Below are 20,970 nucleotides of genomic sequence, written 5' to 3' on the forward strand. Positions count from 1 at the left end.
TTTATTCTTAACCAACAGCGTGATGGCTCAGACCTATTATGACAATTCCTGGAAGAAAGTGGCTGCCCTCGACGAAAAAAATCTGCCTAAATCCGCGCTGGGAGAAGTAGACCTGATCTATGCCCGTGCAGTGAAAGACAACCTGCCGGCCCAGCAGATCAAAGCGCTCATCTATCAGATGAAATATGCCGACCAGCTGAGCGACAGCAGCATCCAGCAAAATCTGGAAAAACTCGATCAGAAGACCGCCGCGGCTAAAGGCGCCCAGCAGGCCATCCTGCAAAGCATCAAAGCCGAAGTACTGCTGAACTACCTCCGCAATAACCGGTACCGGCTCTATAACCGCACCGCCATTGCAGAAGAAAAACCAGGCCCGGATATTACCACCTGGAGCCAGGACTACCTCCACCGCCAGATCACCGCAGCCTACCAGGCATCGCTCGCCGACAAAGCCACCCTGGAAAAAACACCCATCGGGGATTTTGATCCCATCCTGATCAAAGGCGCCGGCACCCGCCAGCTCCGCCCTGTTCTGTTCGACCTGCTGGCCCACCGTGCACTGGACTATTTTAAATCCGGCGAAAATACCCTCGCCAAACCAGTGGACCAGTTTGAACTCGACGATCCTGCCGCTTTCGCGCCAGCTGCCGCCTTCGCCCGGCACACGTTTGCCGCTACCGACAAAACATCGCTGCAATACCAGGCCATCCTGGTGCTGCAACAACTGACACGCCTGCACGAAAACGATAAAGCAGCCCTGCTGGACATTGACCTCGAAAGGATCCAATACATGCAGCAGATCTCAGTAGCGGAAGATAAAACCACCCGGTACCGCAAAGCCCTGGAGGAAATGACGGTCGTCTACAACAGTGAAAAAGAAGTGACCGGCGTGCTGGCCCTGCTGGCCAATACCTATATCGGCAACGCCCTGTACGGTAAAGCCGACAGTACTGCCAACCTGAAAAAAGCCAAAGAAATATGTGAACAGGCTATACAGAAAGGCCCCGGCACACAAGGTGCAGCTGACTGCTCCAACCTGTTGGCCGAAATCAAAGCGCAATCCCTGGAACTGATGACAGAAAAGGTAAACATACCCTCCCTGCCTTTCCGTACATTAGTGAAATACAAAAACGCTGACAAAATATACCTGCGCGTACTGCAGGTGGATGAGGCTTTTGCCGCCGCCCTCCGCCTGGCGCAGAATGATTACACCGATCGCCAGAACAGGTACTGGAGACTGTTGCTGGACAAAAAACCGGTGAAAGCCTGGGAACAATCCCTGCCAGACCCGAAAGACTACAACCACCACGCGGCAGAAATAAAAATCGATGCGCTCCCGCTGGGACAATACATTATCCTCGCCAGCGTGAAACCTGGTTTCGATCTGAAAGAAAACCCCATGGCACTGCAATTTGCCTGGGTGTCCAACATCAGCTACCTGGAAAACAATGCAAAATTCATCGCGCTGGACCGCAGCACCGGTAAACCGCTGCCAGGTACCAAACTGACCGCCTTCAGCCAGGAATGGGCCGATGGAAAAGAAAAATGGGTGCAGCTGCAATCTACAGTTACCGATGCCAACGGCACCGCCGAACTGAACGTGAAAGGTACTACCAACCGCTCCGTACGGCTCAAATGGGAACGCCAGGGAGATATCCTGTTCCTCGATGATCACAAATACATCTATCACTATAACGAAGGGGAACCCAAATCTAAACCACATATCTTCCTGTTCTCCGACAGAAGCATCTACCGTCCCGGCCAGACGCTTTATTTCAAAGGGATCGTATTGCAACAGGAAGCCGGTAAGAAAACCAGTCACCTGGTCAAAGGCTTGAAAAGCACCCTGATTTTAACGGATGCCAACAGTGAGAAAGTAGACACCATCGTGGTGACCTCCAACGAATACGGTGCTTTCTCCGGTAAAATCGTACTGCCGGAAGGCCGCCTCAATGGCAACTATTTCCTGCGGGATGCGAAAAGTTATGGTGTGCACACCTTCCGTGTGGAAGAATACAAACGCCCGAAATTCTATGTGGAGTTTGATACCATCAAAGGCAGTTATCGTTTGGGGGAAACCGTTACCACACAAGGTAAAGCCCTGGCCTACGCCGGTAACAACATCAACGGCGCTACGGTGAAATACCGCGTGGAAAGAAGGACCCGCTTCCCATACCCCTGGTTATTCAGAGGGTATTTGCCCGCAGGCACGTCCCGTGAAATAGCTCATGGTGAAACTACCACCGACGAGAACGGCCACTTTAAGGTAAGTTTCCCTGCATCGCCGGATAAGACGGTATCACCCGATCAGAAGCCCATCTTTACCTATATCGTATCAGCAGACGTAACGGACCTGAACGGCGAAACCCGCAGCGCCAGCCAGTCTGTAGCTGCCGGTTACCAATCGGTGGAAATTAATGTGCAGGTGCCGGAGCGTGTAGAAATCAGCGCCCTGAAAGATGTCCGCGTTTTTACCCGCAACCTGAACGGCGCATTTGAACAGCTCTCCGTTAAAGTAGCGGTACAACCGCTGGAACCGAACAAACGACTGCTGCGTCCCCGTTACTGGGAGCAGGCAGACCAGTTCGCCATCACGGAAGCGGCCTACATCAAAGATTTCCCGCTGGACATCTACCATGATGAAGACGAAAAAGACAAATGGCCCCGTAAACCAGCGGTATCGGAACAACAGTTCACCAGCACCGCTACCGGCGAAGTGGCTTTAGATAGCAAAAAACTGACCCCAGGCTACTACGAACTGGTGGTAAGCGCTACCGATAAAAACGGACAGCCTGTTGTACAGAAAGCAGTGTTTGAACTGGTAGACCCACGCGTTAAAACGCTGGCGGCTCCCGCTTACTTATGGAGCTATCAGCCGGAAGAGAAGACAGAGCCAGGCAAGAAAGGCGCTGTCATATTAGGATCTTCCGCCAAAGACCTCCATATTTTACAATCCCTCACCCGGATTGGTCAGTCTTCTCAGATGACCAATATCACACTGGACGGGGTAAAACAATACGACTATAATGTCACTGAAGAAGACCGTGGCGGCATTGGGCTTGACTACGTCTTCGTGAAAGATAACAGGGTATTTACCAGTCAGCATACCATCCAGGTGCCCTGGGATAATAAAGACCTGGACATCAAAATCGGCACCCACCGTGATAAGCTGCTGCCGGGAGAAAAAGAAAAATGGAGCGTGGAAATCACCGGTTACAAAGGGGAAAAAGTGGCTGCTGAAATGCTGGCTTCCATGTACGATGCGTCGCTGGATGCTTTTGTGCCGCACCAATGGAGCAAACCCGGTATCTATCCTGATATCCGGACCAGCGGCCGCCTGGTGTACCACGCCTACGATAACTTTGGTATGGTGACTTCCCAGTATTATTTCGAAACAGACAGACAGGGAGCCACTGCAAAGGAAAAAAGCTACGACCTGCTGAACTTCTTCGGTTGGGGAATGGGCAACAGCTATGTATATGAAAAACTGGGCGGCAGAGCGTCTGGCGTGAGAACGAGAGGCGCTGCCGGCGCTGTTATGGCCATGGCGCCTGCCCCGGCTGCGGTACAGCGGAAAGAGGTGATGAAAGAAAAAGACGCGCGCGCAATGAACTATGTAACAGAGCAGGCGGCAGATTCCGCTGCCGCAGAAGAAACACCGAAAGCGCCGGAAAACAATGCCGGTAATGTTCCTGTCCGCAAAAACTTCCAGGAAACAGCATTCTTCCTGCCGGAGCTGCGTACCGACAAAGACGGTAAACTGTCTTTCGAATTCACCATGCCGGAAGCCCTCACCAAGTGGAACTTCCAGGGGCTGGCACATACGCAGGATGCTGCTTTCGGCATTGTCGGCGCCAGCATCGTTACCCAGAAACAACTGATGGTGGTGCCCAATGCACCCCGCTTCGTAAGGGCCGGTGATAAGATTGACTTCACTGCCAAGGTGAGCAACCTGACCGATTCCCAGCTGATCGGCCAGGCGCATCTCGAACTGCTGGATGCCGCTACCATGCAGCCGGTTGATGGCTGGTTCCAGAATATCTTCCCGGTGCAACATTTTACCGCTAACGCAGGTCAGAGCACGGTGGTGACCTTCCAGTTACAGGTACCGCGCAACTTTACCAGCGCATTGCTGTACCGCGTGAAAGCGCAGTCCGGTAACTACAGCGACGGAGAAGAAAATGCGCTGCCGGTGCTGACCAACTCTATGCTGGTAACCGAATCCATGCCGCTGCCGGTACGTGGCGACGGTCAACATACCTTCACTTTTGAGAAACTGTTGAAATCAGGCGCTTCTTCCACACTGCGCCAGCAGGGCGTTACAGTGGAATACACCAGCAACCCTGCGTGGTACGCCGTGCAGGCGTTACCGTACCTGATGGAGTATCCGTACGATTGCTCCGAGCAGGTGTTTAACCGCTACTATGCCAATGCATTGGCTACGCATATTGCGAAGAGCGTTCCCGGTATACGGCAGGTTTTCGATAAATGGAAAACCACCGATACCGCAGCGCTGCTGAGCAACCTGCAGAAAAATGAAGAGCTGAAATCCCTGCTGCTGCAACAGACGCCGTGGGTGCTGGAAGCGAAGAACGAAGCGCAGCAGAAGAAAAATATCGCGCTGTTGTTTGATCTGCAGCGGATGCAGCGGGAAAGAAAGTCCGCCCTGGACCAGCTGGCAGCAAAACAGGAGTCTGATGGCTCTTTTGCCTGGTTCAACGGTATGTGGGCCGATCGTTATATCACCCAGTACATTCTGGCAGGTATCGGTCACCTGCAACAGCTGACCAGCGTGAAAGATCCTGTGGCAGCAAACATCGCGAACAAAGCCATGCAGTACCTGGACAGGCAGCTGGACAAAGATTACCATCAGCTGATCAAAAACAAGGCAGATCTGAAAAAACAACAGATCAGTGAAATACAAGTGCAATACCTGTATGCCCGCAGCTTCTTTGACAATCCGGTGCCCAAAGGCATGGAGGCTTCCTTTAATTACTACGCCGGACAGCAGCAGCAGTTCTGGACCAAAATGGGCCGTTATGCACAAGGTATGGTTGCCCTGAGCCAGTTCAAAAAAGGCGATAAAGCCACGCCTGCCGCTATCCTGAAGTCACTGAAGGAAAACGCGATCAACCACCCGGAATTAGGCATGTACTGGAAAGATGTAGTGGCCGGTTATGGCTGGCATCAGGCGCCGATAGAAACACAGGCGCTGCTGATAGAAGCCTTCCAGGTGGCCGGTAAAGACGAAGCAGCCGTTGCCGATATGAAAACATGGCTGCTGAAAAACAAACAGACCAATAACTGGAGCACCACCAAATCCACTGCCGACGCCTGCTACGCGATGTTGCTGCAGGGCAGCAACTGGCTCACCGCCAGCCCGGAAGTAGATATCCGGCTGGGCCAGGAAACTATCAGCAGCAAACAACAAACTGCTGAAGCAGGTACGGGTTACTTCAAGCAACATATCGAGGCAAAAGATGTGAAAGCGGATATGGGCAACATCCAGGTGACGGTGAAAGACAGTAAAGGTCAGCCTTCCTGGGGCGCCGTATACTGGCAGTATTTTGAGGAGCTGGATAAAATTACTGCTGCTAAAACACCGCTGGTGCTGGAAAAAGAACTGTATAAAGAAGTAAGTTCTGATAAAGGCCCGGTGCTGACTAAAATTGCTGAAGGCAATGAGCTGAAAGTGGGTGACAAGGTAAAAGTGCGGATCGTGCTTCGTGTGGACAGGACGATGGAGTACATCCACCTGAAAGACATGCGTGCCGCCTGCTTTGAGCCGGAGAATGTACTGAGCAGCGCCAAATGGCAGAATGGCCTCAGCTACTACGAAAGCACCAAAGACGCTTCTACGGATTTCTTCTTCAGTTATCTGCCGAAAGGTACTTATGTGTTTGAATATGCATTGTTTGTAACGCATCAGGGTAAGTTCTCCAATGGCATCAGCACTGCACAGTGTATGTATGCGCCGGAGTTTAGCGCCCACAGCGAAGGCATCAATGTGAAAGTGGTGGAGAAATGACCCGGGTAGGATAAATTGATTTCCTTTATAATAAGAAAGCCCCGCTGGTATGATGCCCGCGGGGCTTTCCACTTTTATGGGTATTTTTAGGGCTTCAGATGAACAGATAGTATGACAAGCGTAGATTATATCATAGTAGGACAGGGGATTGCCGGTACCATGCTGAGCTGGTCGTTGTGGCGGGCGGGTAAAAAGGTGCTGGTGGTAGACGATGCAAAATCGAACAGTGCGTCGCGGGTGGCTGCGGGCGTTATTAATCCGGTATCCGGGCGCAGGTTTGAACCGGCGTGGATGTATGATACCATTTATCCGTTTGCCGGGGATGCTTACCACCAGTTGTCGGAACTGTTGCAGATACAGGTGCTCACGGAGCGCCGGTTGTGGAACGTGTTCCCTTCCCGGCAGATGCAGGAGGCTTTTATGAAGAAGGCCGCGGGCGGCCCGTATACGCTGCTGCCTGAACGGATGGAATACGAAGAGATACTGGACCAGCCTTACGGCGCGGCTATTGTGAAGGGGGCTACGGTCAACCTGCGGGCGCTGCTGCCTGCCTGGCGGCAGTTCCTGAATAGTAAGGGGGCGTTGCAGGAGGCGCATCTGAACCTGGGTGAGCTGGAAGTAACGGCCGCAAGCGTCCGTTACGGGGACGTTACCGCGCAGAAGATCATTTTCTGCGACGGGGTGGCTACGGCCCAGAACCCGTGGTTCGATAAACTGACATTTTTACCTAATAAGGGAGAAGTGCTGTGGGTGAGGGTCCCCGGGCTGCATACCGAAGATATCATCAAAAAAAGCATTACGCTGGTGCCTTATGGGCCTGAATTGTTCTGGGCGGGGTCTTCCTTTGTATGGGATTATGATGACGACCTGCCCACCGGCAGGCAGCGGGAGGTGCTGGAGAAGGGCCTGCAGCAGCTGTTGAAAGTACCTTACAGCGTGGAGTACCAGCTGGCGGCGGTGCGCCCTTCCGGTAATGACCGCCGGCCGATGATCGGGTTACATCCGGAGATGCCCGCTGTGGGTATCTTTAACGGCCTCGGTACCAAAGGCTGTTCACTGGCGCCCTTTATGGCTGCGCATTTTACGGAAGTATTAGCCGGGAATGCCCTGCTGATGCCGGAAGTAGACATAAATAGATATTTTAACATCTCCGGGGGGTGAAATGCCCGCATCATGCCGTATCTTTGCCCCCCTTACAGGTATGGCTGAACAACTGAACAGTGGTCTCGGAACAGCTGGCAGCACATCCAGGGGATTCAACCATAAAACATTAAAAATCAATTTTTTACGCATGTACAGGACGCACACTTGCGGGGAGTTAAGAATGGAGCAGATAGGCCAGGAGGTGACGCTGGCAGGATGGATACAGACAGTCAGAAAATTTGGCAGTATCAACTTTTTTGATCTGCGGGACCGCTATGGTATCACTCAGCTGTTATTCAACGAGAGCCTCAATGACAAACTGGATGCACAGCCGCTGGGCCGTGAGTTCGTAGTGCAGGTGACCGGCGTGGTAACAGAGCGTACCAGTAAAAATAAAAATATCCCCACCGGTGATATCGAAATCACGGTGAGCGACTATAAAATCCTGAATGCGGCTAAAACACCGCCTTTCACCATCACCGACGATACCGACGGGGGAGATGAACTGCGCATGAAATACCGCTATCTCGATCTCCGCCGTAACGCGGTAAAACAAAACCTGGAACTGCGTTATGCAGTAGGCCGCGCCGCGCGCAACTACCTGCATACAAGGAATTTCATCGATATCGAAACGCCGTTCCTGATCAACTCAACGCCGGAAGGCGCCCGCGACTTCGTGGTGCCCAGCCGTATGAACCCTAACCAGTTCTACGGTTTGCCGCAATCACCGCAGACATTTAAACAATTGTTGATGGTGAGTGGTTATGATCGGTACTACCAGATCGTAAAGTGTTTCCGCGATGAAGACCTGCGGGCCGACCGCCAGCCGGAGTTTACCCAGATCGACTGTGAAATGAGCTTTGTAGAACAGGAAGATGTACTGAACGTTTTTGAAGGTATGATGAAATATATCTTCAAAGAGATCAAAGGCATTGCGTTCGAAGGTGATTTCCCGCGTATGACATGGGATGATGCCATGGAATATTATGGCAATGATAAACCGGATATCCGCTTCGATATGAAGCTGGTTAACCTCAATGATACCGTAAAACAAAAAGGCTTTAAAGTATTCGACGACGCCGAACTCGTAGTGGCTATCGCTGCGCCCGGTTGTTCCGAATATACCCGTAAACAGCTCGATGAACTGACAGAATGGGTGAAAAGACCACAAATCGGTATGAGCGGCCTCATCTATGTTAAATACAATACAGATGGTACGCTGAAGAGTTCGGTAGATAAGTTTTTTGACGAACAACAATTGCAGGGGTGGGCGCAAAAATGTCAGGCGAAGCCCGGAGATCTTATCCTGGTGCTGGCTGGCAAAGAAGAACGTACCCGTAAAGCCATGAGCGAGCTGCGCCTGGAAATGGGCGAACGCCTCGGTTTCCGCAATAAAGACGAATATAAACCGTTGTGGGTGATAGACTTCCCGCTGTTTGAATACGCTGAAGAAGAAAATCGCTGGGTGGCCCGTCACCATCCATTCACCGCACCGAAACCGGAACAGATCGCACTCATGGACGATATGTCACAGTACGCTAATATCAAGGCAAATGCTTATGATATCGTATTGAACGGCACTGAAATAGGAGGAGGCTCTATCCGTATTTTCCAGCGCGATCTGCAGCAGAAAATGTTCGCAGCGCTGGGAATGTCACCTGAAGAAGCAGAACGCAAATTTGGCTTCCTGCTGGGAGCTTTTGAATATGGCGCACCACCTCACGGCGGTATCGCCTTCGGATTTGATCGCTTGTGCTCGCTTTTAGGCGGTAGTGAGAGTATCCGCGACTTCATCGCTTTCCCGAAAAACAATCACGGACGCGATGTCATGATGGACGCTCCGGCCGAGATCAGTCAAGCCCAGCTTGATGAATTAAAGATCAGTCTGGTAAAATAGGATTACCGGCACAATCTTTGCACAATACGGAGCTTTTGAAGCGAAAAAATCCCCTTTGATATGGCATTTTGCCGCATCAAAGGGGATTGATGCTAATATAAGGAACGAATTTTTTAACAAGAAATTAACGACGAAGATAAGGTTAGACGAAGAAAGAACGTATTATTTAATTTTTTAAAGTAATATTGCGGTGTGATGTGTGATCATCGTTGATATGTGAGGTAAGTAATGATGCTGAAAACAAACAACAATCTTTCACCTGTTACAAAGAATACTCCTATGAGAAAGGTAACCACCTACATCAAACGGTCAGTATGGGTATGTGCGGTGCTTTTATTGCTGATGCTCAGCAATGTTGGGTATGCTCAACAGTCCACGAGTAATTATCTGAAGAAATTTAAACCGGTATCTGTAGAACTCATGCAGGAAACCGGCATTCCGGCCAGCGTTATCCTCGGGGTAGCTATGCTGGAATCCGGCACAGGTACCAGCAGAAATGCCAAATTGCTCAACAACCACTTTGGTATTGTCGGTAAAAACAATCTTGCAAAAACTGCTCCCGGCAAAAAATCCCGGTACAAGCAATATGCTTCTGCAGTTGCTTCCTACGAACATTTCGTGGAAGTACTCGCCAGAAAAAAATGGTTCAGCCAACTGAAAGGTAACCCCGAATTCGCGGTATGGCTCAAACATATGAATCACAGCGGCTATTCTTCTGCCGGCCATGAATGGATCAGAAGAGTGACTGCCGTTATTAACCGTTACAAATTATATAAACTGGACGAAGGAATGGATAGCGATAGCCTGGCACGGAGCTCTTCCTGGTTAAGCGTAGGCATGCCGCCAACTACCGACGACCAGTGAGTGTGCTAATCGACTCGAAAATATGTCTGGCGAAAACAAGTCTGCCTACCCTTTTTACATTATCGTAGGTTCATTGCTGTGCCTGGTGATATGCTCCCAGCTCAACTTTAGTTTTTCATTCAAAGATTTTCAATTCCGCCGCCTGGACATGTTGTCGGAATTACGAACATCCGGACCGGAAAAAGATAGTACAACGCTTACTGCTGCGAAAGGCGGCGGTAAGCGTTCTCATGCCGACTCCACCGCAGCGGCGGCCGGTAAAACACCGGAAGGCACCGCCGTCAATCCCGACGCAGTGTATGACTTCATGTCGTACAAAGGCATCCTGAACTACACCACCGCTACCTCCAGCGACAGCAACGCGGGCATGGACCGCTTTATGGAAGCCCTCAAGGAACTGAAAGCAGGCAAACGTAAAAAAGTACGCATCGCCTACTTCGGCGACTCCATGATCGAAGGAGACCTCATCACCTCCGATCTGCGCGATAGCCTGCAAACCTTCTTCGGCGGCGCCGGCGTAGGATTTGTGCCCATCACCTCCGTGGTGGCCAGCTTCCGCACTACCATCACGCACACCTTCTCGCGTGACTGGAAAGATTACCATTATAAAAACTCACCCCCCTCCAATGTTGTACTCGGCCTGTCCGGTCATACCTTTTACCCGGGCGGCGGCAGCTGGATAAAATATACGCCGGTCAAAAAACCGCGTCTCAACAAATTCGACGAGGTATCCCTGCTGTACGGTCCCGCTGAAGCCACTACCGTTAACATCAACGAAAAGCCTTACACCCTCTCCGGCAACGCACCGGTGAACAAGCTGGACTTTCGCCAGGATACCGGCGCCGGCACCATCACCATCAAATACGGCGGCGGACCTGCCGCACCGTTCTATGGTGTTTGCTTCGAAACAGATAACGGCGTGTATGTGGACAACTTTTCGTTCCGCGGTATCAGTGGCGTGGAGCTCGGACACCTGTCAGCCGGCATGATCCGCCGCATGCAGGAAGAACGCCCGTACGACCTCGTAGTGCTTCACTACGGCGCCAACGTGCTGTTCCGCCCCGAACTGACTGACTACAGCTGGTACGAAAGACCCATGAAAAAAGTGGTGGACTCTCTCCGCAGGGACCTGCCGGGAACGTCCTTCCTCATCGTAGGTACGGCCGACAAGTCCTACAGAAAAGGAGACCGCTATATCACCGCTCCGGGCGTGGAAGCACTGCTGAAAGTACAGCATGACCTGGCTACCACCTACGGCACGGCATACTGGAACCTATACGCCAACATGGGCGGCTCCGGCTCTATGGTGAAATGGGTGGAAGGAGATACCGTACTGGCGAATAAAGACTATACACATCTTAACCGACAGGGAGCGGCCAAAGTGGGGGCGCTGCTGTATAAAGCTATCATGAATGATTACAGGCAGGGAGAACAACAACCGTAGAAAAAGTATGGCAGCAGTACTGGTACTGTTGCTCGCCACATTTACCACCTATGCGCAACCGCAGGCTAACGTGATCCAGCAGGACACCGCCCTGTACAGCGCATTTGAATCCCTGTATCACGCAGACAGTAATGTGGTTTCCATACTTCATCTCGGAGACTCCCATGTACAGGCAGGCTTTTTCCCGTTCGCCACCGCCTCCATGCTGCAGCAACAGTTTGGCTATGCCGGAAGGGGATACGTTTTCCCGTACAACGTGGCCGGCACCAACGGCCCCGAAGATTACCGCTGGAACAGCACCGCCCGCTGGACCATGGAAAGAGTTATCGACCGCTACAAACCACCTGTGCTCGGCCCCGGCGCTATCGCCATCCAGACACAGGCACAGGCCCCGGCCCTCTCTTTTGCAGGTAAACAGGACGGCACCATGGACAACAACTTCCGGAAAGTGCAACTGTTCTACGACGCCGCCACCGACAACAACACCGTCTTCAGCCCCGATGCTGCCGACATCACCATAACAGATATGCCGTTTCCCGGAACGCCCACCATCAAAATGGCGACCCTCGATTTCCTGCAGACCTCCCAAACGTTCCAGGTGCGCTGGGAAAATACCGGTAACCTGCCCTTCCGCTTCTATGGCGCCGTGCTGCAAAACGGCCGTAATGGCGTACTGTATCACAGCATCGGTATCAACGGCGCCATGTATCAGCAGTACAATGACCTCAACAGCATCCTGCTGGCGCAAATGGCGGTGTTTAAACCCCGCCTGGTCATCATCTCCCTGGGTACCAACGAAGCCTACGGCCGCTTCGACCCGCTGGCCTTCCGCGAGGAAATTGATAAGACCGTGCAGCTGATAAAGGAACAGGCGCCCCAGGCCAGCATCCTGCTAACCACGCCCCCCAACTGTATGCGGGCCGTGAAAAAGGCCGTCCGGAAAAAAATAAACAAGAAAAAATACCGGACCTACTATACCACTTCGTATTATCCCAATCCTTACATTGCCATGGCAACGCAACAGATTACAGGATATGCCCGGCAACATGGTATCGCCTGCTGGAATTTCAACGCAGTAAACAAAGCGGAAAACCGCCGCTTTGCAGGCGGTTGGGCCCCGGACCACATTCACTTTAATACGAAAGGATACCAGTTACAGGGACAGCTGCTGTATGAAGCATTGCAGCAGTCCTATAATCAATATTTACAGGTAAAAAAGAAAAACCAAGTCAACTCGGATGATCGACGTTAATAAGCTGCTGGCCCAGCTGCTGTACAATCCATCAGACCCGGTACTGTTTAACAGTGCTTTCTTCTTCTATTTTTTTGCTGTCTTCCTGTTGTGCTACCTCGCCGTAAGCCGCAGTCAGCAAGGCAGGGTATGGGTGTACACCATCTTCTCCCTTTACTTTTTTTACAAAGCCTGCGGTTTTTATGTAGGCCTTGTGGTGCTCTCAGCCATCGTCGACTTTAACCTGTCGCGCTGGATATATAACACCACCAGTCACCAGGTCAAAAAATCACTATTGATTTTTAGTATCATCCTGAACATCGGGCTGCTCTTCTATTTCAAATACACGGATTTCTTTATCGGCATCATCAACGATGTGGCCAACGGACACATCACCCCGTTGCACCTGCTGCTGCCGATCGGTATTTCGTTCTATACCTTTGAAAACCTCAGTTACACGATTGACGTATACCGGGGTGAAATCAAGCCGGTGAACCGCTTCATGGATTACCTGTTCTTCCTGTCTTTCTTCCCGAAACTGATGATGGGCCCCATCGTGCGGGCGGCGGATTTCATTCCGCAGATCCATCAGCCCTACCGGTTGAACGGGGAAGACATCGGCAAAGGCATGGCCCTGATCGTTGGCGGCCTGTTCAAGAAGATCGTGATTTCCGACTTTATCTATCAGAACTTTGTACAATATATTTTTGATGATCCCAGCAAACACACCGGCCTGGAATGCCTGTTGGGCGTGTATGGCTATGCGTTAGTGATCTATTGCGATTTCTCCGGTTATTCGGATATGGCCATCGGTATCGCCCGGTGGACCGGTTTCAAGATCCCGGCGAACTTCGATTCTCCTTACCAGAGCTCTTCTATTACAGAATTCTGGCGCCGCTGGCACATTTCCCTGTCCAGCTGGCTGCGCGACTACCTGTATATCCCGTTGGGCGGTAACCGTAAGGGCAAGGTCCGCCAGTATATCAACCTGGCGCTCACGATGCTGATCGGCGGCTTCTGGCATGGCGCCAGTTGGAACTTTATTTTCTGGGGCGGCCTGCATGGCGCGGCCCTCGCGATAGACAAGGTGCGGATTGACAGCCAGAAAAAACGGAAAACGGAGCGCAGCGGCTTCACTGCCGGGCTGATGAAAGTGGGCGGTGTCCTGCTGACTTTCCACTTTGTATGTTTCTGCTGGATATTCTTTAAAGCCGCCACTTTCCACGATGCATGGTCACTCATCCACCAGATTGTGTATGACTTCCAGCCAGGCATCTTCATAGAGCTGTATGACGGTTATGCCGCCGTGTTCTGGGTGATGGTATTGGGTTTTGTGCTGCACTTCCTGCCGGCAAAGGCGGAATTGAAAATGGCGGGTGTACTGGGCCGTATGCCATTAGCCGGAAGCATCGCCATTATGGTGATCTTTATCTGGCTGCTCGTGCAGGTGAAGAGCACCCAGCCGATGATCCCGATTTATTTCCAGTTTTAAACGCGCTTCTGCCAGGGAATATAAATTTCAGATACGCTTGGTTCCGGCAGAGAGATAAAGAAGTGATTGGTACGCATGTAAAAATTGCCCATGCGGCAGTTAGCGTTAATGAACTTATACATGGGAAGTCCCGCATCGGCGAAGCTGAGCGGGACTTTCAGCATTTTGTAATGTCCGTCCCCGATTTGTCTGTCTGCCAGCCGGTAGGCTTCCTGGTACCGGCGGATGATCTGGTAATGCGCCATATCATTGGCGGGCGTGTTGGGCAGCAGCAGACCAACGTACATCATCATACGGTCGTAGGTGGTAACGGGCACCACGTCGAGCGTACCGGCGATGATGCGGGGATCGTCCATCGCCAGTTCGGTGGTGAGTTCACGGAGCTGTCGTGAATAGCGGGCCATGGAGGCTACCATGCCTTTCACCGGATCGTTGCCGCTGGGAAGTATGTTGTAATACAGTGTACAATCCGGCAACCGGGTCTCGACGGTATTGTCCATATTGAAGTACTCCGGGAAATCCTGCTGCGAAGCCGTGGCGATCCGGGTTTGCTCCAGGGTGTATAGCTCGGCCGGCATGTATTCCCGGTTACGAAGGCCGGAGGGGCTGGTGTTAAACCACCCCCTGATAGCTTTGGCGAACGATTCGCCGGTATAACGGCACAATTCACCAATGTCGGAAATGGAAAAATTGCTGTGGCGGAGATACCCAACGCCGGCCTCCAGCCGCGTACGTTTCACATACCTGGCATATGGCTCTCCCATCAACGAGGAAAATTTATGCGAAAAAATGTCTTTGGACACGGCCAGCATGTCTGCTACCGTCTTCAGTTTAACTTCGATGAGGGAATTGTTGTGGGCATAGGCAATGGCCAACTGAACCTTCCATTCCCAGTGCTCCCTGGTGGTCGTTTTCATAAGTTACATAATCCTCCTTCAATTTAGCCCTTTGACAGCGTTTTAAGACGGGAAGGGCCTCGGATTAACGAGGGATTAACCGGACTGATGCCGGTCGGAGAAGGTGCGTTAAAGAGGATTCACTGTGATTATCTCCCTGAAAATCCTACTTTTGCGCAAATTTTTTGCGCAGATGCGACTGTTCAGATCTTTCCTGCTGATGGCAATACTGCTGGCGTCCTTTACGAGTGTAAAGGCACAGTTTCTTATGGATATGATTGATACCACCACAGAGCTGGGAAAGGGTATGATTTCCATGTATCACAAGTACGACGCCCTGCGTTTCAGCGGATATATCCAGCCACAGTTCCAGCTGGCGCAAGATAAGGGAATTGACAGTTACGCCGCCGGCGACTTCCCGGCTGCTGTCAACAACCGCTTCTCCCTGCGCCGCGGCCGCATCCGCGTGGATTATGAACGCTATAATCATCAGGATATGCCGGTGGTGCAGTTCGCCTTTCAGTTTGACGGGACGGAAAGAGGCGTAGCGATACGTGACTTCTACGGAAGGGTATTTGATACGAAATTTAACCTGTTTTCCCTGGTGGGCGGCATGTTTGCGCGGCCTTTTGGCTACGAGGTGAACCTGTCGTCGGCCGACCGTGAAACACCGGAGCGCGGACGGATGTCGCAGATACTGATGCGCACGGAGCGCGATCTGGGCGCCATGGTTTCTTTTGAGCCCCGCCGCAAAGGACATCCTCTGCGTTACCTGAAAATAGATGTGGGCGCATTCAATGGACAGGGCCTTACCGCCACCAGCGATTTCGACAGCCATAAAGACCTGATTGCCCGTGTCGCCTGGAAACCTTACCGTTTCAAAGGCAATAACTGGATATTGTCAGGAGGTGTTTCCGTTTTGTACGGCGGTATGCAGCAGTTTACCCCCTCCATTTACCGGATGAGCACTGTCAACGGGCAGAAAGGAATGGTGCTGGACTCCAACGCGCTGAATGTAGGCAAGATAGCGCCCCGGCACTATTATGGCGCCGATGTGCAGCTGAGAATTCCCAACGGGCCCAAGCGGGGCTACACCCAGTTCCGGGCGGAATATATCCGCGGATCGCAAACCGCTACTGCCGCTACCACTGAAACACCGGGCGTGATCCCCGTAGATGCGCAGGGTAATAAGCTACCGCTGTATATCCGGCGTTTTGATGGCGCCTATCTGTATTTTATTCAGCATTTGGGCAGTGAAAAACACCAGGCGGTTGTAAAATATGACTGGTATGACCCCAATAATGAGGTAAGCGGGAAAGAGATTGGCGCTCCCGGCTCCAACCTGAATGCGGCGGATGTCCGCTACAATACAGTGGGATTGGGATACCTGTATTACGCCAACGAACACCTGAAGTTTATGGTGTATTATGACTGGGTGGACAATGAAAGCACCAGCCTGTCCGGCTATACCACCGATATCAGGGACAATGTGCTTACCTGCCGGATGCAATACCGGTTTTAATTCCTTCTTATAACATGGATTCTCTGCCGGCTTCCATCGTAAAGCCGAACGTGCTGCCGATTTCCGGTTTGCTGCGAACGGTGATGGACTGGTCGTGCGCCTCTACGATGTGTTTCACGATGGCGAGGCCGAGGCCGGTGCCACCGATATCGCGGCTGCGGGCGCGGTCGGTGCGGTAGAAACGTTCAAATACGCGCGGGAGGTGCTCTTCCGACATTCCGATACCATCATCCGATATTTCCACCAGTACCCGTTTGCCATCCATGTTGTAGATGCTGGCCACCGTATGGCCGTCGGGTTTGCCGTACTTGATGGAGTTGTCTACCAGGTTGATCAGCACCTGGCGGATTTTTTCTTTGTCGGCCACCACGGGGATAGGGGCTTCACAACCCTTTTTGATATTGAATTTGATGCCTTTGGTATTGGCTTTCAGGGAGAGGGTGTCGAACACATCTTTCACGAGGTCCTGGATGACGAAGATCTCCGCGTTGATGGTCATTTCCCCGCTTTCCAGTTTGGAGATTTCGTCGAGGTCATCTATCAGACGGCAAAGACGGTCAATATTCTTAGTAGCGTTTTTCAGGAACATTTTGTTGACCGCAGGATCTTCCAGTGCGCCGTCCAGCAAGGTGTGGATGTAGCCCTGTACCGCGAAGATCGGCGTCTTCAGTTCATGGGAGAGGTTGAGCAGGAATTCTTTACGGAAAGCTTCGTTGCGGCGCAGGTTCTCCAGTTCTTCTTTTTTCTGGCTGGCCCACTTTTCCACATCTTCGCTTACCTCCTCGATGGTTTTCAATGGCAGGATATTTTTCTGGAAAAATTCTTCTCTTTTAGAAGCTTTTGTCTGGTAGATAAACTTGTAAATGAGTTTTATTTTCCGGTAGATAAAGTTCTGCAGGGTATACAAATAGAGATAGTAAGACACCAGGAAGGTGAGAACGAAGGCTCCCAGCATTATCTGCCAGTTACCATCCACCAACAGCATGCCCAGCGCTATGATAGCGGACAGAATAAGGGCGGTGAATCCCGCTAATTTTTGCGGGGACAGGTTTTTAGCTTTAAACATACTCCAAAGTGAGTAATTGGTATAATAATGGGAAATTACTTTAAATTTCGTTCTTGCCATAAAAAAGCCATTCGCCGCCAGCGGAAAGCATCAACGGTTAACAATAGTTCTGGTGCAGGAAAGGTGGTTTCCGTCAGTAATAATAAGGAAAGAAGGTCTCCGTCTTACATTTCAAATTTATATCCTACACCTTTCACTGTAGTGATCAGGTCGATACCGATTTTCTGCCGGATCTTACGGATATGCACGTCAATGGTACGGTCGCCCACGATTACTTCGGTGCCCCATACCTGGTTCAGTATCTCGTTGCGCAGGAATACACGGCCCGGTTTGGAGGCAAGCAACTGCAGCAGTTCAAATTCCTTTTTGGCGAGAATGATGTCCTGGCCTTTGTAGGTAACAGTGAATTTCTCCCGGTCGATGATGAGATCTCCCAGCTGCACCGTTGTTTCTTCTGCTTTGTGCAGGCGACGGAACAATGCATTGATACGGCTCACCAGTAATTTGGGTTTGATAGGCTTGGCGATGTAATCGTCGGCTCCCATGTTCAAGCCGTCAATTTCAGATTTTTCATCGTTCAGAGCTGTGAGGAACAGCACCATGGTATCTTTGAAGTCAGGGATTTTCCTAAGTTCACGACAGGTGTCGATGCCGTTTTTGTTGGGCATCATGATGTCCAGCATAATGAGGTCCGGCCGGAATATCTTCGCTTTCTGAATAGCCTCGCTGCCGTCCTTGGCTGTTACCGTTTCGTAACCGGCCGTCTTGAGATTGTAACTGATAATTTCCAGTATGTCCAACTCGTCATCTACTACCAGTATTTTTCCTGCAACCGCTTGGTCTACCATAAAAATTTGCTTTTAAAAAGACGGCACAAAATTATAAAGCCGGTTCCGTGATTAATGGAAAATTAACATTATGAAATTGTTAATTCAATACCACTCTTTTTCACATTGACAAACAGCAAGTTACACAGAATTCTTTTGAGGGTTGATATGTTCTTATTTCGACATCTGTATTTTTATGATTATGATGTAATAAGCATCAAATACGCGCAGCTCTCATAATTTGGTTGTAAATTTGCTATCTGGTCGAAGTGAAAAGTACATCTACAATGAGAAAAATTCTACTTCTGTTATTGCTGGCGGCTTCTCAAAGCAGCCTTGTGCACGCGCAAAACGGTCACTTACAGATACCTATCAGCAGGCAGGGATTCCATGACAACATTGACAAAGAACAGGCTGCAGCCGCAAAATTTGACGGTAAGGCGGATGATTTGGTGAAAGTGTCTGAAGATCAGACCATCAATCTCCAGGTCACCAACGCCCTGTTGAAAGAAGTGGACGACATGCAGGTTGAAATAGAACGGGACTCCGCGCTGGACCACCGTCTCAAAGTAAAATACCTGACAGGGCTTTATACGGTCGTAAAAGATTATAACCAGAAAAGGTCCCGCAGTAAAATAGAGCCGGAAGAAGCGCCTTCGATGATCACTGCCTACCGCAATATGATGCGGGCAGATATCAAAGGGAAAAGCATCGAGCCTTATATCAAAAACCTTTCTTTCGACGCTTCCGAGCGTATTATTGAAATCTTCCATGATAACCCGGGTTACAAGGAAGCAAGGGGAGAGGTGTTCTCCAAATATGCTTTCAACAACCTGGAAACCGTGATGCCCAAGTTGCAGGGCTACCTGGATTATCCGGGTACAGACTCCATCGTGGCGGCGGTAGCCCGTAAATACCCTAACCAGGTGCTGACCTATGCTACTTCCTACACACCCATGGCCAACCTGATCAGAAAGAACCAGGACCCGGTGGTGCAGCTGATCGTCCGTATCGGGCAATCCCCGCAGAGCACCAAGATCCTGCCTTTCATCGATCAGCTGATGGACGGGTCTATCACCGTGGAGAAACTGGAGAAAGTGGTGGACAACGACTACCAGTACTACAAACAGATGGTGAAATCCATGGTGGCGCTGCAGAAAATGAAAAGCGAAGGCCGCAATCCCTTTGGTATGAAGGCCATGATGGAAAACATGCTGGCCAAGTCACTGCTGTATATACGCGAGGTGAACGACCTGCACGAAGAATCGGCTGCTGTACGCTTCCGCATTGTGAAAGACTTTACGCCGGAAGAACTCTACTACCTGATCATCAACGGTCAGGAAGAACTGTATACTTCCAGCTATACCAACCATAACAACGCCGGTTTGTACGACCAGATGATGATCCGTATGAAACCGCCCCGCGGCGACAGCCTTCTGATGATGGTCAACTTCGATCGTTTCAAGAAATTCATCGCGATGGCCGCAGGTTTCAACACACTGGACCATTTCCTGAAATCCATGGCGCCGGAAAACGCCAACTACCTGATGCAGAAGTATGTACAGAACCTGGAGAAAACCGAAGACCTGGAAGATGCGGTGGACGTGGCCAACTCATTCGGCAGTATCCGCGACGAGAAGCTGCTTAACTTCCTTCGCGCAGAAGTGAAGAAAAACCTGGTTTACGTGAAAAAGCATAGTGACAGAAGAGGTACCGTGATCTATCAGTTGCTCACCAGCCTGTTTGAAAAAGAAGCTGCCAAAGGCGAAAACGATTCTTCCAAAGCGTCGGACATCGCTGCTGAACTGTCATTGCCGCCCATCAACTACGTAGGCTTTAATACGCTGCAAAGCGATAGCGGCCGCGTGTACCAGCAGGTGTTCTTCTATGGCGATAAAGACGGACAGGATTCTTACGCCAGCTTTATGGGCAACTTCCCCTCTTCGGACTGGAAGGCGGTGAAGAACAAATACTGGGTGACCATCACTTCGCTGAAAGGAAAGCCCACCACTATCTACGCCAATCTGCCGATAGATGAGCCGGGCGATAAGGAAGCCATCCAACGGTTGTCTGAATACCTTGATGAAAACGATATTCACCCCACGATCTTCATCCACCGCGGACACAGTTATCATATCAACACCACGCTGGACAATCTGCAAAGCTCTGCGAAGATTGTGGTACTGGGCTCCTGTGGCGGTTATCATAACCTGGCTACCGTACTGGAGAAATCCCCGGAAGCGCATATCATTTCTTCCAAACAGGTAGGTACCCGTTTTGTGAACGAGCCTATCATCCACAGCCTGGAAGATGTGGTACGTGCCGGTAAAAACGTAGACTGGGTGTTGATGTGGGCGCAGTTGGGCAGGAAATTTGCACCGGACGCCCGTAACCGCGAGCTGTTCAGCGACTATGTGCCGCCGCATAAAAACCTCGGCGCCATCTTCATCAAGGCTTACCGCCAGATTATGAAAGATGAGAAAAAATAATCACGCAAAGGCGCAAAGCAGCAAAGGGCGCAAAGAGTTTTAAGACTAAATAAGAAAGCAAAGGGGCGAAG

General features: G+C 51.0%; 12 protein-coding genes. 9 read left to right on the top strand and 3 right to left on the bottom strand.

Features of this window, described 5'->3' with window-relative positions:
* The first annotated feature begins 22 nt into the window (after positions 1-22).
* The 7 genes from B5D63_RS17930 (at position 23) to B5D63_RS17960 (ending at position 14,099) form a co-directional block, all read left to right on the top strand.
* Positions 23-6,028 carry an alpha-2-macroglobulin family protein gene (locus B5D63_RS17930; protein WP_159456066.1) on the top strand — a complete coding sequence of 2,002 codons (6,006 nt, stop codon included), beginning with the start codon at positions 23-25 and terminating at the stop codon, positions 6,026-6,028.
* Positions 6,029-6,139: 111 nt separating this feature from the next.
* Entirely contained in the window at positions 6,140-7,189 is a 1,050-nt protein-coding gene (locus B5D63_RS17935; RefSeq protein WP_078670135.1) for an NAD(P)/FAD-dependent oxidoreductase, read from the top strand.
* Between the two features lie 130 nt (positions 7,190-7,319).
* Positions 7,320-9,068 carry an aspartate--tRNA ligase gene (gene aspS / locus B5D63_RS17940; protein WP_078670365.1) on the top strand — a complete coding sequence of 583 codons (1,749 nt, stop codon included), beginning with the start codon at positions 7,320-7,322 and terminating at the stop codon, positions 9,066-9,068.
* Between the two features lie 279 nt (positions 9,069-9,347).
* The gene (locus tag B5D63_RS17945) at positions 9,348-9,932 is read left to right on the top strand and encodes a glucosaminidase domain-containing protein (RefSeq protein ID WP_159456067.1); all 585 of its coding nucleotides are present in this window, start codon (positions 9,348-9,350) and stop codon (positions 9,930-9,932) included.
* A gap of 22 nt (positions 9,933-9,954) precedes the next feature.
* Positions 9,955-11,376 carry an SGNH/GDSL hydrolase family protein gene (locus B5D63_RS17950; protein WP_078670137.1) on the top strand — a complete coding sequence of 474 codons (1,422 nt, stop codon included), beginning with the start codon at positions 9,955-9,957 and terminating at the stop codon, positions 11,374-11,376.
* 7 nt (positions 11,377-11,383) lie between these two features.
* The gene (locus B5D63_RS17955) at positions 11,384-12,628 is read left to right on the top strand and encodes a GDSL-type esterase/lipase family protein (RefSeq protein ID WP_159456068.1); all 1,245 of its coding nucleotides are present in this window, start codon (positions 11,384-11,386) and stop codon (positions 12,626-12,628) included.
* Positions 12,615-14,099: an MBOAT family O-acyltransferase gene (locus tag B5D63_RS17960; protein WP_078670139.1), complete on the top strand. Its 1,485-nt coding sequence runs from the start codon at positions 12,615-12,617 to the stop codon at positions 14,097-14,099. The genes B5D63_RS17955 and B5D63_RS17960 overlap by 14 nt, the downstream gene beginning before the upstream one ends.
* Here B5D63_RS17960 and B5D63_RS17965 read toward each other — a convergent pair.
* Entirely contained in the window at positions 14,096-15,016 is a 921-nt protein-coding gene (locus B5D63_RS17965) for a helix-turn-helix domain-containing protein (protein WP_078670140.1), read from the bottom strand. The genes B5D63_RS17960 and B5D63_RS17965 overlap by 4 nt on opposite strands.
* A 172-nt stretch (positions 15,017-15,188) precedes the next feature.
* Here B5D63_RS17965 and B5D63_RS17970 point away from each other — a divergent pair, with 172 nt between their 5' ends.
* Positions 15,189-16,517, top strand: a complete 1,329-nt coding sequence (locus B5D63_RS17970; RefSeq protein WP_235021566.1) for a porin — start codon at positions 15,189-15,191, stop codon at positions 16,515-16,517.
* A 7-nt stretch (positions 16,518-16,524) separates the two neighbouring features.
* Here B5D63_RS17970 and B5D63_RS17975 read toward each other — a convergent pair whose 3' ends face one another.
* The gene (locus B5D63_RS17975; RefSeq protein ID WP_200817015.1) at positions 16,525-17,583 is read right to left on the bottom strand and encodes a sensor histidine kinase; all 1,059 of its coding nucleotides are present in this window, start codon (positions 17,581-17,583) and stop codon (positions 16,525-16,527) included.
* Positions 17,584-17,747: 164 nt separating this feature from the next.
* Positions 17,748-18,431, bottom strand: a complete 684-nt coding sequence (locus tag B5D63_RS17980; RefSeq protein WP_078670142.1) for a response regulator transcription factor — start codon at positions 18,429-18,431, stop codon at positions 17,748-17,750.
* A 266-nt stretch (positions 18,432-18,697) separates the two neighbouring features.
* Between B5D63_RS17980 and B5D63_RS17985 the strand changes: the two genes are divergently transcribed.
* Positions 18,698-20,899 carry a hypothetical protein gene (locus tag B5D63_RS17985; protein WP_143312958.1) on the top strand — a complete coding sequence of 734 codons (2,202 nt, stop codon included), beginning with the start codon at positions 18,698-18,700 and terminating at the stop codon, positions 20,897-20,899.
* Positions 20,900-20,970: the final 71 nt, after the last annotated feature.

Source organism: Chitinophaga eiseniae (assembly GCF_900167135.1).
In the GTDB taxonomy this organism is placed as follows: domain Bacteria; phylum Bacteroidota; class Bacteroidia; order Chitinophagales; family Chitinophagaceae; genus Chitinophaga; species Chitinophaga eiseniae.